Here is a 13764-nt window from a genome sequence, read left to right on the forward strand (position 1 = left end):
GCGATACTATAAACTATAATAGAGAAGGCTGAGCATGTAACGTGTTCAGCCTTTTGTTTTATAGTTACCTTTTTGTGCGCTCTAACCTGAACCTGATGCTTTTCTCGATAGTGATGATGGTGGAAAGGATAATACCGGCCCCAAAAATACGAAGCAGCTGCCCCAGCTCCAGCGGATGAGTGTCGAACACCGACTGCATAAACGGACTATAGATGAATAAAGCCTGAAAAAAGAACATGGCAGCTATACCATAATACACCCACATATTACTAAACACCCCGATCCTGGTAATTGGCCTGACAAGTGAACGGCAGTTAAGCAGGTAAAAGGACTCCAGCACCACAAATACCGTTGTAACTATAGTTTGCGCTTGGGCCATAGTGGCGCCCTGGTTCAGTTCATACAGGTACAAGCCATACGCTGCAATCAGTAAAAGAATACCGACCAGCAGTGTGCGCATAATCAGATCGAAAGTGAGGATAGGCCTGTTGGCAGGGCGGGGAGGACGTTCCATTATTCCCGGCTCTTTTGGCTCGAAGGCTAGTGTAAGCCCTAAGAGTACCGAAGTGGTCATGTTAATCCAGAGCAGGTGCAGCGGTTGCAGGGGCAGTTGCGTGCCAAGTGCAACAGCAGTAAGTATCACCAGGCTTTCGCCCAGGTTGGTAGGCAGCGTCCAGACAATAAACTTGGTAAGGTTATCGAACACTCCACGGCCTTCTTCCACAGCGCCTTCAATAGAAGAGAAGTTGTCATCCGTGAGCACCATGTCGGATGCATCTTTGGCCACATCGGTTCCGGTAATGCCCATCGCAATACCAATATTTGCCTGTTTCAGGGCAGGGCCGTCGTTCACGCCGTCACCGGTCATGGCTACGATATGGTTCCGGGCCTGCAGGGCTTTTACCAAACGCAGCTTCTGGTCAGGGGCAACGCGTGCAAAAACAGCAACTTCCTCAGCTATAGTTTCCAGTTCCTTATCGCTTTTCTGCTGTAACTCCTTTCCGGTTAGCGCTACCAGTTTGTCATTCTCTTTTCTTCCTGTCAGCCCGATCTGCCCGGCAATGGCCGTAGCCGTGATGGAATGGTCGCCGGTAATCATTTTTACATCAATACCAGCCAGCTGACATAGCTTAACTGCCTCAATCGCTTCTTTGCGCGGTGGATCAATCATGCCCTGTAAGCCCAGAAATACCATGCCTGTTCTCGTATCGTCGTGGGTGATGTCGCTTTTAGCTTCCGGTGCGGTAGCCATTGCAAATGCCAGTACACGCAAGCCTTCTGCAGCCATCTGTTCCACCTGTCGGTTCAACTCTTCGCGATTCAGGTCGGCCAGGTCGCCATTCGGTAGCAGCATTTTCCCGCACCGTTCCATCATGGCCTCTACTGACCCCTTCAGGTAAATAACCGTTTCCGGCCCAGTATGCAGGGTTGCCATGTACTGATATTCCGACTCAAAAGGGATTGTGTCTTTTCGGGGGAGTTCGGCCGTCAGCTTATCGGTTTCTATACGGGCTTTTTGGGCAGCAACTATAAGTGCGCCTTCGGTTGGGTCACCTTCGATAATCCATTGTCCCTCTTCCTCTTTCAGACAGCTGTTGTTGCAAAGTAATCCAGCTTTCAGGCATTGCTCCAGCGCTACATTACTGTTTAATTCCGTTTTTACATCGCCTTCCAGAATCTCGCCTTCCGGCCTGTAGCCAAGCCCTGATACAGTGTATAGCTTGCCACCAGCCATAAGTTGCTGCACCGTCATTTGATTTTCGGTTAGGGTGCCGGTCTTGTCAGAACAGATAACGTTGGTGCTGCCCAGGGTTTCTACGGCTACCAGTTTGCGGATAATGGCTTTACGTTTGGCCATCTTGGAAACGCCCAGTGCCAGCATAATAGTTACAGCAACAGGTAGGCCTTCCGGTATGGCACCAACTGCCAGTGCCACTGCCACCATAAAAGTATCTGCAACAGGTGCGCCCCTGGAATACTCAACTATAAAAACAGCCGCAGCCAGGGCAAGGATAACCCACAGCATCAGACTGCTGAATTCTTTAATTTTTATAGTAAGCGGTGTTTCTAAATCCTGGGCTGCGGAAATGGAGGTCTGGATTTTGCCTACCTCGGTCAGGTCGCCGGTAGCGGTTACAACCCCTTTTCCATGGCCATAGGTAACGACAGTAGAAGAGAAGCCCATGCCTATGCGGTCGCCCAGTACATCATCTGGAGCCATAGGTTCATCATGCTTCTCCACTGCTACCGATTCCCCGGTCAGGGCAGATTCATCCACTTTCAGATCGCGGGCATGCACCAGGCGCACATCAGCGGGAAACTTGTCGCCGGATTGCACCAGTACAATATCGCCGGGCACCAGTTCCTGGGCATCTATCTGCTGTTTCTGACCATTGCGGAGCACCATTGCCCGAGGCGTCATGCTCTTGGCCAAAGCGTCAATAGCATCCAACGCTTTGGATTCCTGCACATAGCCTATGATCGCGTTCACAAATACAACCGCAAAAATCACAATGGCATCGGTATATTCCTGCAGGTACAAGGTTATTACAGTAGCGGCCAGCAGAATGTAGATCAAAGGCTGATGGAATTGCAGCAGGAACCGCATGATGGCGCTCTGTTGCTTTTTAGGTGTCATGATGTTAGCGCCGAATTGGGCTCTTCGCCGTTCAACTTCCTCGCCGGTAAGGCCTGCGTCAGCTGAAACCTGTAGTGCTTGCAGAACCTGCTCTGCTTCCATAGCGTGCCAGGCGGGCTGCTTGCCTGCAACCAACACCTCTTTCTGTAGCTTTTGATCTTTGGTTAAATCCATCTTTTAAGGACACCTGTGGTAGTCATACGATATATGCTAACACCCGGCATATACAGAATTGTTGCTCTCTCAGGTTAACATGTAACTTATCTGCTACTTCCTAAACGCCCACCAACTATAGCTACAGGCTGCCAAAACATAATCTGCACCAGGGTGTTGATATTATAAATGCAACGATTTAAACTGTTGTATTTCAGTTTATTGGCTCCTGACTTATCAGATACTGTGTTCTTATATAGTTGAACATGCTCGCAGCCAGCTACACATAAATTTTAGCGAAGGCAATTATTCAAAGCTATTGCATAACTATAAGAACTTTGATGATAAGTATCAACTTAGTTAATGATAGTTGTTATGGTTAACCAGCAGAGAGCCAGGTAATTTTGTGTAATTAAAAAAGTAAATATTGTAGTACAAAAAACTATAAAACCATGAAAACATTTCTTGTTCCTGTTGATTTTTCTGAAAACTCTGAACGTGCACTTGAATACGCCATTGACCTGGCTGCTCAGGCAGAAGCCCGGATTGTAGTACTGCATGCCCTGGAAATCACGCCGATGCTGCCTAGTTTGCAGAATAACAGCGCTACAGATAATGCAGAGCAGAAATTGTTGTCCTTGATCGATCAGTTTGGCCAGCAGAATGTGCAGATAGAGTACATGATTACAGAAGGAAATCCTGTTGGAGATATCAGTAAAGCAGTTGAAGACCTTGAGGTAACCCTCGTTGTAATGGGAACAGGTGGTGCTAAAAACTTTACCAGAAAGATGTTCGGTACTACAACCGAAGCCATTGCAAAACGCGGCCTGTGCCCGGTATTAGCCATACCTGAAGGAGCCGAAATTAAACCATTAAAAAATATAGTTTATGCTGCTGACCTCGAGAATGGCGACCAGCTGACTGTAATGCAATTGATGCAGTTTAAACAACTGATGAACGCCGATCTTACCTTCCTGCATATCAAGAACGACAAACAGCCGGACTACATCGACAACGAATATATTAAAGGTGAGCTGGTGAAGCAGTTCCCGGAGGCAGAGATTAACTTCGTGGAGCTGGAGCATAAAGATGTGGCAGAAGGCATCTCGAATTACGTGCACGAGCAAGGCGCCGACCTGTTGAGTTTTACAATTCTGAACAGGATGTTCCTGGAGAAGATACTGCACAGCAGCTTAACCTCGAAACTGCTTCAAACGCTTAAACTGCCAATGCTTGCTTTCCCTGAAAACGGAAACCTACTGAACCTGCAGCCAAGAGAAGTAGCAGAAGTATATAACGGGTAACTATAAACTATCCGGCTCAAGCCTATAGTTAGTAGGAGTCTGAACAATAAAGTCCTTTACCAGATCAAGGTAAAGGACTTTTGCTTTCTATAGTTCGGAAGGCTTTTCTAGTATCCTGTTTTATCGACTTTGTTTACCCAACGGTCGAAGGCTTCTTTGGCTTCTTCGGTCAGGAGTTGCTCCATTGGTATAGCACGTTCGTTTTTGGGTTTGTCCAGTTCCTGGTAAATAAAGCGGTCGTCAAAACCAATGCGTTCGGCATCTTCGCGGGAGTTGGCATAATATACTTTTTTGGGGCGCGCCCAATAAATGGCACCCAGACACATAGGGCAGGGCTCGCAGCTGGTGTATAGTTCGCAGTCAGTTAGCTGGTGCGTGCCCAGGGCAATGCAGGCTTTCCGGATCGCTTCTACTTCGGCATGGGCTGTCGGGTCGCTGGAGCCGAGCACGTTGTTGTAGCCGCGTGCCACAATTTCGCCGTTGCACACAATTACGCAGCCAAAAGGGCCGCCGCAACCTTCTTCCATTTTCTCTACCGATAGCCTGATGGCCTCACGCATAAAGTCTTCTTTCTGGTTCATGGGTATTATTTCTTTAGAGTTACCTGTTGATCTCAAAGTGTACGAGGTTTATCTACGTGAAATGCACGTTAATATAAAATCAGGTTATTTTTATGATTATTTCCGTAGTAAAGTATAGTTTGTTTTATAACTTACGTTTAAGCTATATAGTTTGCAATTGATATAACTATAGGTAAATCAACTTTAAACCAACCAGTTTATATGGAAAAAAATATACTATGGCTGCTGACTTTGCTGATGTGCAGCAGTGCCTGGGCACAAACCAAGCAGATCAATTTCAGGAAGGGCACGGTTGCCGAAATTATGGCACAGGCTAAATCTGAAAACAAACCTGTTTTTATTGATGCCTATACCACTTGGTGCGGCCCTTGTAAATGGATGGACCAGAACGTTTTTGTAGACGAGAAGGTGGCTGAGTACTTCAATGCAAACTTTGTGAACTATAAGCTGGATATGGAGAAGGGCGAAGGAATAGAGCTGGCAAAAAAATACGAAGTGCAGGCTTATCCAAGCTTCCTGTTTCTTGCTGCAGACGGCAGTGTAATGCACCGCACGGTGGGCGCCCGGCCAGCCGAAATGTTTCTGGAAGTAGCAACTATAGCCAAAGACCCGGTACAGAACTTTGCGTCGTATCAGAAGAAATTTAACGGAGGCGAACGCTCCGCTGAATTTATGATGGGTTACCTTAAAGTATTAAACGAAGCTGCGCTGGATGCTGGCAAAGTGGCCGAAGCATACTTCGCTACCCGAAAGCCTGAACAGCTGCTGGAGCCCGGAAACTGGAAACTGATTTACACGAATGTAAATACGGTGGAGTCGCCAACGTTTGAACACCTGGTAAAGAACCGGGAGGCCTTTGCCAAAAAGTATACCGCTGACTCTGTAGATTATAAGTTGCTGAGCGTGTATGGCACTGCTCTGAGCCGTGCTGCATACGAAGGCAAAGAAGCAGACTATAGCAAACTGAAAACCCAGCTAACGAACCTGAAACTGAAAGATGGCGAGACGCAACTGCTGTTCTCGGAAGCCATATATTATGAGCGTAAACAGGATTTGCCAAAGTACCACGCCGCCAACACCAAACTATACGACACCTATTTCAGCAACGACCCAATGCGCCTGAACAGCATTGCCTGGAAATACTATGAAACGATAGATGACAAAGCCATGCTGAAAAAAGCAGAAGAGTGGGCGAGCAAATCGGTAAGCCTGGCACCGGGCTATGCCAACCTCGATACCCATGCAGCCTTGCTCTACAAACTGGGTCAGAAAGAGAAAGCAAAAGAGCAGGCCGAGAAAGCCATTGCAGCTGGCAAAAGATCCGGCGAAGATGTGTCGGGTACCGAGGCTTTGCTACAGAAGATCAATAAAATGTAGTGATACGAGAGCTTAAAACAGAAAAGCGTTGGCAACACAGGTGCCAACGCTTTTTTTATAGTTTACAGGTGCCATAAAAACCAAACCTATACTACACTTGTGCATCTTGAACGCGCATACTCGTAGTATAGGTTAGTACGGTTTTTGGCCCCCTAAGGGAGCTCGCATAATATTGGGTGTGTAGCTGTATAGTATAATAATAGCTTTTAAATACTGGATTCGTTTAAGTTTTTGTACGGTGTTATTAAGAACAGGTTCGTAAAACAGAATAAAAATTTGAAGATTTATTTAATGGAAGTAGTTGATATGTAATATCTTATAAAAATTAATTGCGTAACTGTGCGTATAGAGAATATAAACTATAGAATTATGAAAATTAATAGCTTGAACCTTTTTTTGGTATTGGGGCTAAGCCTGCTGCTTGCCTGTACTACTACCCGCGACCGTGAGGTGAACGATGAGCTCAGCGATTTCCGGAACTGGGTAAACCAAACCACAGCCAATATTTCCGAACGCACTGAAGAAGACTGGAAACGCGCAAAATCCGACTTTAATACTCGTACCCGTGAGCTTGACCAGAAGCAGGAAGGTTTTTCTGATGAACTGAAACAGGACTACGAGAGCCTGAAAGCAGAGTTCAGGACAGCTGATGAGACCTATGAGCGCAACCAGCGCGCTGCACGCCTTGCAGAGTGGGAGCAACGGTTGCTAGGCCCTTATGCCGATAAAACAACTATAAACCAGGCCAACGTACGACAGGTGTACATTACTTTTCTGGAAAATGTAAGAAACCAGCACAAGACCTGGAGCAACGGAGACTGGGAAATGGCCAAGATGGTACTTAACTCCCTGAACGAGCGGAAAGACGAGGTAGATGAGGGCCTGAATACAGATGATGAAGTAAAGATAAAAGCATTGCAAATGGAGTTTCGTGCCCTTGAAACAGCTGGAGACCTAGGCGGTAACAACTAAACAATGATCCGGCCTTCTTCCGGGTCGCCATATAGTGTTGATTGCTTCATCAGGTGGCGGTAGCCGCTGTACCAGGCTAGCTGCGCATCAAACTGGTGCCAGTCCTGCGGCTCATCTTTAACCGGGATCAGGTGCAGCTCCTGTAATTGCTGTGCCATTTCCGGAAGCAGTGTAATGTCTTTTTTATAGCCTTTCTGCTCCGGAAAAAGTGTTTCTGCCAGTTGGCTCGGGTAAGTTTCCAGTACACTAATTCCGTTTTCGCTAAGTATAGTTTTAAGGCGGATGGCGCGAGCCGTCAAACCTCCGATAAACATTGGCGACATGGCCTGCACTTCGCGGTCGCAGGCGCGGTAAAAGAAATCAGCATCTGATGTGTAAGGCGTTTGATTGTAGGCTTTGGGAAGGCTTAAAGGGGCATCTATAAAAACTATAGCCGGTCGTACCGCCTGTATTAGTTCCAGCAGAAATTCATCGGCATCCTGGCTACGGGCGCATCCCCAAATGTTAAGTGAGCCTTCGTGTAACATGGCAGCGGCAGTGGTGCCGGCAAGCCTGGCGCCATAGTCCACGCCCATAAAAACAGGTAAATCTTCTATCGGCATCTGTAACGTTTTAACTATAGTTGCCTACGAGACTAACCGTAAATTAGTGGCTTAAACTTATTTTTCGAGCTGTTGCCTGATGTGCTGGATCTGTTGCAGGTGGTGGTTGAAGTGGTCCTGAATAAAGGTTAGGGTCTGGCCTATACTCAGCATACCGGCATAAGGATGGCGGAACAGACATTTATCGAGCAGGGCAGGGGGCATCTCCGTGAGCAGGTCTTCCAACTGGTAGCGCGTGTTGTCCCACTGCAGGTTAAGTTGCTCCAGCGATACCTTTTCAGGTACGTTTGCCACTACGGCCGGGGCTTTAAATTTCATGCCTGAGTTCAGCGCCATTTTCAGGAGAAAAGCATTGATGCTGTTCTTCAGCGACGATGAGTGTAGTGCTTCCTGTTGTTGTACCTTTCGCTGCACATAGGCAATAGTAGCCTGTTCCACCTGCAGCAGGTGAGCCAAAATCTGCCCGATCGACCATTTTCCTTCGGCCGGAGACGTATTCAATACCGTATCATCTATATCTTGCAGGTCTTTAAACAATTTATTCCGCGACTTTTCAAGATATAAATACTTAACTTCCAGTTTTGGATTCATGAACAGAACGGGGCTAAAAACTGCTGAACTCATAAAAGGTAAATTTTGGTAGCGCGACTAAATCTACATATATTTTATTAAATACAACAACAGGACGGCTTTATTTTGTAGTAAACAGCTGATATTTAGAAGTGTAGCATAATATTAGTTGAAAACTATAGTTGATATTGTCCAATAAATAGCCTTCATAACCAAATTTATCATAAACTGTATATCTCGTAAAAATTACTTATGAGCCACAACGACCCGATCGGGGCAGCTATTCAGGATTACCTGAAAGGCAAAAAGAACGGAAGCATTACGGTAGCGTGTAACATTGCCGACGATGATATAATACCTGCTGATTACCTTTTCAGACAGGAAGAGGAAATGCCTGAGCTCGAAACGATAGCATTGGAAGCCTGCCGGGGGCACGTGCTGGATGTTGGTGCCGGTGCCGGTTGCCATAGTTTACTGCTGCAGGAGCGGGGCTTCCAGGTAACAGCCATCGACATTTCGGAAGGTGCTGCAGATGCCATGCACAAACGTGGTGTAACAAACGTGCAGCTTAGTGATGTGATGGAGCTGAAAAACCAGCAATATGATACATTGCTGATGCTCATGAACGGGATTGGTATAGTTGGCGACCTTTTCGGGCTGTACAAGTTCCTGGTGCACGCTAAAACGTTGCTCAACCCGGGCGGTCAGATTTTGCTGGAGTCGTCGGATATACTCTATATGTATGAGCAGGAAGACGGCTCTGTGCTGCTTGACCTGAATGCTGGCTACTATGGCGAAGTAGAATATAACATGAAGTACAAAACCCACGAAAGCGGCAACTTTAAATGGCTGTTTATAGATGCCAGCCTGCTGGAGCAATACGCCGAAGAACACGGCTATAGTTTTGAAGTACTCTACGAAGGCGAAAACGGGAATTACCTGGCAAAGCTGGTATTGTTGGGGGAGTAGGTAATATGTTAATTTTTAATCGATAAAATTCAGTAGCTTATTTAATTACTCATAGCATTGTATACAATGTTTTTACTGTAGATAAGAATTAAAACTTATTTAAAGTAGAAAGAAAGTCCTGCTACTGTGAACAGCAGGACTTTCTTTATTTGTTCTCCTTGTCTTCGGAACTTTTAAATCCCATAAGCTCATAAGTTGATTCTAGAGATGCTTTCAAATTTACTTCAACTCGTTCATACACCTCTTTTTTGACTTCTTCAAAATCTCTATTTTCTAGAAGAGATAAAATACGGGCTTGATTAGACAAAATTGATTGCTGTCTAGCAAAAACTCCTGCTTGATCAACATAGTAATCCATGATGAACTTATCGAAAGAGATTTCTACTGTTTGATTTTTAGGAATGCTCATGGAATTGGTTTTTAATGGAACATATTTTGTTAAATATAGCATTAATCTATTAGAACAAACTCTCTTACTTCTCTATTTAATCTATTTAATTCATAAGCCTGTTGACCCGAATTGCAAATCCGAAAGAGCAGAGCAAGACAATCGGGTGAGGAAAACAATAGAATCACCTGTCTAACCATATCAAGGCATCAACAAACTATAATTCTCCGTACCTATAGCTGTTTCAGCTTACCGTTGCAACTATAGTTACAAGCACATGAACAAACGTGTTGCCTCTACCTGGCAGATCACCAAGCAAACCTTTAAGGAGTTTATCGACGATAACCCGCTGGATTACGCGGCTATTATCGGCTTTTATACCATTTTCTCGCTACCTGCAGTGCTCATTATTACTATTCGTATAGCAGGGGCGGTGTTTGGGCAGGAAGCTGTTCAAGGTGAAGTAGTAAAGCAGCTCGGCGGTATAATTGGCAAGAACAGTGCGACACAATTCCAGAGCATCATTGAAAATGCAGCCGTATCGGATGCGACAACCATCGGAACTATAGTTGGTGTGGCCACTATGCTCTTCTCGGCTACCACGGTGTTTGTTGCCCTGCAGGACTCGCTGAATGCGATGTGGGAGGTTAAGGCTAAAGTTGAGAAGGGGTGGCTGAAGTTGCTGATCGGGCGTGTGCTTTCGCTGGCGATGGTGATCAGTATGGGCTTTCTGCTGTTGGTTTCGCTTTCTATTGATGTGGCACTAGGCATCGTATATGACTTTCTTCGGCAGCAATTCTCAGGCATTGCCGTTTACTTTATCACAATCGGCAACATCCTGGTTTCCACCATCATCAGCACAGTTATTTTTGCTGCCATTTACCGGGTGTTGCCTGATGCTAAAATTCGCTGGAAAAATGTGTGGGTAGGAGCTATAGTTACAGCCATCCTGTTTGTGCTGGGCAAGTATGTGCTCAACGTTTACTTCCAGCACGATCCGCTGGCCGATACCTATGGCGCAGCAGGCTCGCTGGTGCTTATACTCGTGTGGGTATACTATACGGCCGTTATTTTCCTGTTCGGGGCAGAGTTTACGCAGGTATACTCCAAAGCGCACGAAAAGAAGATTGAACCCGATGACACGGCCGTAAAGGTGAAAAAAAAAGAAGTAGAGATTGATACCGATACCGGCAAAGTAGAAGTTAAGGAAAAAGAAAAAGGCGACTCGTTATAAGTCGCCTTCTCTTATTTAGGGTTTAAAGCAATTATGCTTTTGTATACATTACTTGTTTTACGGCCTCAATAGTGCGCGCTACGTTTGGCAACGATGCCTCTATAAGCGTTGGCGCATAAGGAAGCGGAACGTCGCGGCAGGTAACACGCTTCACCGGAGCATCCATGTAATCGAACGCGTTGCTCTGGATGTGGTAAGCCAGTTCAGAAGAGATAGAGGCAAGTGGCCATGCTTCTTCAACTACAACCATGCGGTTTGTCTTCTTCACAGACTCGATCAGGGTTTTATAGTCGATCGGGCGAACAGTGCGCAGGTCGATAACTTCGGCATTGACACCGTCTTTTGCCAGTTCTTCGGCAGCAGCAAGCGCTACTTTCATCATCTTACCGAAAGAAACAATCGTTACATCCGTACCTTCGCGCTTGATGTCAGCAACGCCGATCGGGATCAGGTATTCTTCTTCAGGAACTTCGCCTTTATCGCCGTACATCTGCTCAGACTCCATAAAAATAACAGGGTCGTTATCGCGGATGGCAGACTTCATCAGGCCTTTTGCATCGTATGGGTTAGATGGCACAACAACCTTCAGACCTGGCGTGTTAGCATACCAGTTCTCAAAGTTCTGCGAGTGCTGCGACGACAACATACCGGCGCTACCAGTAGGGCCACGGAATACGATAGGGCAACCATACTGGCCACCTGACATCGACATCATTTTAGCGGCAGAGTTGATCACCTGGTCGATGGCAACCAGCGAGAAGTTGAAGGTCATGAACTCGATGATAGGGCGTAACCCGTTCATGGATGCACCCACACCAATACCGGCAAAACCAAGCTCGGCAATTGGGGTATCTATTACACGCTCCGGACCAAATTCGTCCAGCATGCCTTGGCTCACTTTGTAGGCTCCATTGTATTCTGCTACTTCTTCACCCATCAGGAACACGCTCTTATCACGGCGCATTTCTTCCGACATGGCTTCGCGCAGGGCCTCTCTAAACTGTATAGTACGCATATCAGATCTTATATTCTCGATTCAGATGGTAAAATTAAGATAACTCTTCCAATTTACAAGGCATTTATAGTTTGTTATGGCCGGAAAGCATCTTTATAAGCCTGTGCGCTGCGGTATGCATCAAATTCCTTGTCTTCTATGGCCTTCAGCGTAAAGGCATTATCAGCTTTTATGGCGTGGCGCAGGTGGCTGGTAAGCATGGCTTCATTGTTGGTGCGGGCTGCTATGATGGCTAAACTATAGTTGGCCAGCCCGTCGTTTGGCTGCAGCTCAAGGGCTTTGTTGTAAAAGCTCTGTGCGCCATCGTAGTTCTCCTTAAGCAGGTAGCTTAGGCCAAGGTTCATCTGCGTCTGGTAGTTGTTTCCGGCATATTTCAGGCTTTCAATAGCATCGTCATACTGGCCAATTTCTATTTCCAGTGCGGCTTTGTCGGCGAAAATGCGCTTCAGTTCCTCGGGGTTACCGCCCAGCTTAATGGCATAGTCGTAGTATTGCAGTGCTTCCAGTTTATCGCCGCGCACATGGTAAGCGCTTGCCAAGCTATAGTATACCGGGGCAGCAGGGTTCCGGAAACCGGCATAAGTCAGGTTGTGGATAGCCTGGGCCAGCAGGGCCTGTTTTGCCTTGTGGCGATACTCTTTGCGGGCCATTTCCACATACACTTTGCCCAGGTTGTGGTAAGCCGGCCATTTGTTGGTGGTTTTAACTGCAGCTTCATAAATCTTCTTCTTCTCGACAAGAAGTGGGGTAAGCGTGGCTGCGTGTTGCAGTTCCTGTTCTGTCAGCGCATCGGCAGGGGCTTTTTCTTCAGCAATTTGCTTGGCCAGCAGGTATAGTTCGTAGTCGGCTTTCTGGTTGAGGTTATAGTTTATAGTTACACCACCATAGCGCAGGCCCGGGTACACATATAGTTGCAGGTACTCGTAAGCAGCGGTTTGCTGTAAGGCTGCCTCTTTTTCTTTGTCTGATTTGTTGCTATTAACTATAGTTAGTACTTCCTGCACCTGCGCTTTGGGCAGGGCAGAGGCTTTGATTTTTTCGGTGAGCTGCTCCCAGGTGCTTTTTACAGGCAGTATTTTTATAGTTACTTTTTTGTTGTTATAGTTCAGCACTTCCAGTTTGCTGCGGTAGTAGTTATCCAGCGCTTCCAGGCGTTTCTGTGCCATGCCCGGTGCGTCATCCGGAGACTGCGAGGCGGTAATGGTCACTTCCTGCGAGGCTACATTATCGGCAATATACTGGTCCAGCACGGCCAGGTTGGAACCCAGGTGGTTACGAAGCCGCGAGTTGCTTTCTTCAAAGTAAAAGGTAAGCTGTGCCGGCTGATTCACTTCGCTGGCATAGTTGTCCGGAATGAACAGGATCTCGTTGGTACGCACCATCAGCAGGGGCGTAGTATTCAGTCCGGTGGCGATGGGTTTGGGTTCGCTGTATTTTACGTCTTCCGTTTCTTTATTAATGGCCATGCCCTGCACATACAGGGTGCCTTTATTCTTTTTAGGCGTGTAAGGGAAGGAGAACTGCTTGGTTATAGTTGGCTGGCCATGTTCGTAGAGGAATTCACCAAACTCAAAGTTTATCGCCCCAATCTGTTCCCGATGCTGATCTCCGTACTCGTAATACAGATCCAGTTTATAGCGGTAGCCGTCTTTTACAATTTTGGGCGGCATGGTTACCTTTACTTCAAATTCAACGAGCTGCCCGTTAGCTACCAATGGGTTTGGCTGCACAGTTATCTCCTGTTTTTTTGCTGCGCGCACCATTTTCTGCAGGGTGCAACTGCTGGTCAGGGTAGTCAGTAACAGGGCAAGTAGCAGTGTGGTAAGAGAGCTCTTTCTGTAAGTGCGCATAGCTTGTTCTTATTTTTTTCCGTAGAAGTAAATCATTACACCACTTTTTTGCGTTTGTACTGTATTTGCAGCGGCGTCCCGTTTTGAAGAAATAAGTTTATAGTATAATTT

The 13764-nt window shown here is 46.5% G+C and carries 12 protein-coding genes; 5 read left to right on the forward strand and 7 right to left on the reverse strand.

Translation table 11 applies throughout. The features are described from left to right. Positions 1–64 precede the first annotated feature (64 nt). Positions 65–2812 (reverse strand): cation-translocating P-type ATPase, encoded by a 2748-nt coding sequence (locus GXP69_RS07130; protein WP_163913822.1) that lies wholly within the window; start codon positions 2810–2812, stop codon positions 65–67. A gap of 431 nt (positions 2813–3243) precedes the next feature. On the opposite strand from GXP69_RS07130, the gene GXP69_RS07135 reads away from it, so the two are divergent. Next, positions 3244–4095 carry a universal stress protein gene (locus tag GXP69_RS07135; protein WP_163913823.1) on the forward strand — a complete coding sequence of 284 codons (852 nt, stop codon included), beginning with the start codon at positions 3244–3246 and terminating at the stop codon, positions 4093–4095. A gap of 107 nt (positions 4096–4202) precedes the next feature. Here GXP69_RS07135 and GXP69_RS07140 read toward each other — a convergent pair whose 3' ends face one another. Further along, positions 4203–4676: a nucleoside deaminase gene (locus GXP69_RS07140; protein WP_163913825.1), complete on the reverse strand. Its 474-nt coding sequence runs from the start codon at positions 4674–4676 to the stop codon at positions 4203–4205. Positions 4677–4877: 201 nt separating this feature from the next. Between GXP69_RS07140 and GXP69_RS07145 the strand changes: the two genes are divergently transcribed. Together GXP69_RS07145 and GXP69_RS07150 are read left to right on the forward strand one after the other, a co-directional pair. Next, entirely contained in the window at positions 4878–6053 is a 1176-nt protein-coding gene (locus GXP69_RS07145) for a thioredoxin family protein (protein WP_163913827.1), read from the forward strand. A 369-nt stretch (positions 6054–6422) separates the two neighbouring features. Beyond that, entirely contained in the window at positions 6423–7025 is a 603-nt protein-coding gene (locus tag GXP69_RS07150) for a hypothetical protein (RefSeq protein WP_163913829.1), read from the forward strand. Here GXP69_RS07150 and GXP69_RS07155 read toward each other — a convergent pair. Then, the gene (locus GXP69_RS07155) at positions 7022–7627 is read right to left on the reverse strand and encodes a DUF429 domain-containing protein (RefSeq protein ID WP_163913831.1); all 606 of its coding nucleotides are present in this window, start codon (positions 7625–7627) and stop codon (positions 7022–7024) included. The genes GXP69_RS07150 and GXP69_RS07155 overlap by 4 nt on opposite strands. Before the next feature lie 57 nt (positions 7628–7684). Next, positions 7685–8218 (reverse strand): DinB family protein, encoded by a 534-nt coding sequence (locus GXP69_RS07160; protein ID WP_163913833.1) that lies wholly within the window; start codon positions 8216–8218, stop codon positions 7685–7687. 231 nt (positions 8219–8449) lie between these two features. Here GXP69_RS07160 and GXP69_RS07165 point away from each other — a divergent pair, with 231 nt between their 5' ends. Continuing rightward, positions 8450–9166, forward strand: a complete 717-nt coding sequence (locus GXP69_RS07165; protein WP_163913835.1) for a class I SAM-dependent methyltransferase — start codon at positions 8450–8452, stop codon at positions 9164–9166. A 145-nt stretch (positions 9167–9311) separates the two neighbouring features. Here the strand turns inward: GXP69_RS07165 and GXP69_RS07170 are convergent, their stop codons facing one another. Then, positions 9312–9575 carry a hypothetical protein gene (locus GXP69_RS07170; RefSeq protein WP_163913837.1) on the reverse strand — a complete coding sequence of 88 codons (264 nt, stop codon included), beginning with the start codon at positions 9573–9575 and terminating at the stop codon, positions 9312–9314. Between the two features lie 256 nt (positions 9576–9831). On the opposite strand from GXP69_RS07170, the gene GXP69_RS07175 reads away from it, so the two are divergent. Continuing rightward, positions 9832–10788: a YihY/virulence factor BrkB family protein gene (locus GXP69_RS07175; protein ID WP_163913839.1), complete on the forward strand. Its 957-nt coding sequence runs from the start codon at positions 9832–9834 to the stop codon at positions 10786–10788. 31 nt (positions 10789–10819) lie between these two features. On the opposite strand, the gene GXP69_RS07180 is transcribed toward GXP69_RS07175, so the two are convergent. Together GXP69_RS07180 and GXP69_RS07185 are read right to left on the reverse strand one after the other, a co-directional pair. Next, complete coding sequence (locus GXP69_RS07180) at positions 10820–11803, reverse strand: pyruvate dehydrogenase complex E1 component subunit beta (RefSeq protein WP_163913841.1); 984 nt, start codon at positions 11801–11803, stop codon at positions 10820–10822. 74 nt (positions 11804–11877) lie between these two features. Next, positions 11878–13653: a tetratricopeptide repeat protein gene (locus GXP69_RS07185; protein WP_163913843.1), complete on the reverse strand. Its 1776-nt coding sequence runs from the start codon at positions 13651–13653 to the stop codon at positions 11878–11880. Positions 13654–13764 lie beyond the last annotated feature (111 nt).

This window comes from Pontibacter burrus, assembly GCF_010686685.1.
GTDB lineage: Bacteria > Bacteroidota > Bacteroidia > Cytophagales > Hymenobacteraceae > Pontibacter > Pontibacter burrus.

Excerpts from the sequence above, each read along its gene's own strand:
- GXP69_RS07130 (WP_163913822.1), bottom strand. The coding sequence starts at position 2,812 with ATGGATTTAACCAAAGATCAAAAGCTACAGAAAGAGGTGTTGGTTGCA.
- GXP69_RS07135 (WP_163913823.1), top strand. The coding sequence starts at position 3,244 with ATGAAAACATTTCTTGTTCCTGTTGATTTTTCTGAAAACTCTGAACGT.
- GXP69_RS07140 (WP_163913825.1), bottom strand. The coding sequence starts at position 4,676 with ATGAACCAGAAAGAAGACTTTATGCGTGAGGCCATCAGGCTATCGGTA.
- GXP69_RS07145 (WP_163913827.1), top strand. The coding sequence starts at position 4,878 with ATGGAAAAAAATATACTATGGCTGCTGACTTTGCTGATGTGCAGCAGT.
- GXP69_RS07150 (WP_163913829.1), top strand. The coding sequence starts at position 6,423 with ATGAAAATTAATAGCTTGAACCTTTTTTTGGTATTGGGGCTAAGCCTG.
- GXP69_RS07155 (WP_163913831.1), bottom strand. The coding sequence starts at position 7,627 with ATGCCGATAGAAGATTTACCTGTTTTTATGGGCGTGGACTATGGCGCC.
- GXP69_RS07160 (WP_163913833.1), bottom strand. The coding sequence starts at position 8,218 with ATGAATCCAAAACTGGAAGTTAAGTATTTATATCTTGAAAAGTCGCGG.
- GXP69_RS07165 (WP_163913835.1), top strand. The coding sequence starts at position 8,450 with ATGAGCCACAACGACCCGATCGGGGCAGCTATTCAGGATTACCTGAAA.
- GXP69_RS07170 (WP_163913837.1), bottom strand. The coding sequence starts at position 9,575 with ATGAGCATTCCTAAAAATCAAACAGTAGAAATCTCTTTCGATAAGTTC.
- GXP69_RS07175 (WP_163913839.1), top strand. The coding sequence starts at position 9,832 with ATGAACAAACGTGTTGCCTCTACCTGGCAGATCACCAAGCAAACCTTT.
- GXP69_RS07180 (WP_163913841.1), bottom strand. The coding sequence starts at position 11,803 with ATGCGTACTATACAGTTTAGAGAGGCCCTGCGCGAAGCCATGTCGGAA.
- GXP69_RS07185 (WP_163913843.1), bottom strand. The coding sequence starts at position 13,653 with ATGCGCACTTACAGAAAGAGCTCTCTTACCACACTGCTACTTGCCCTG.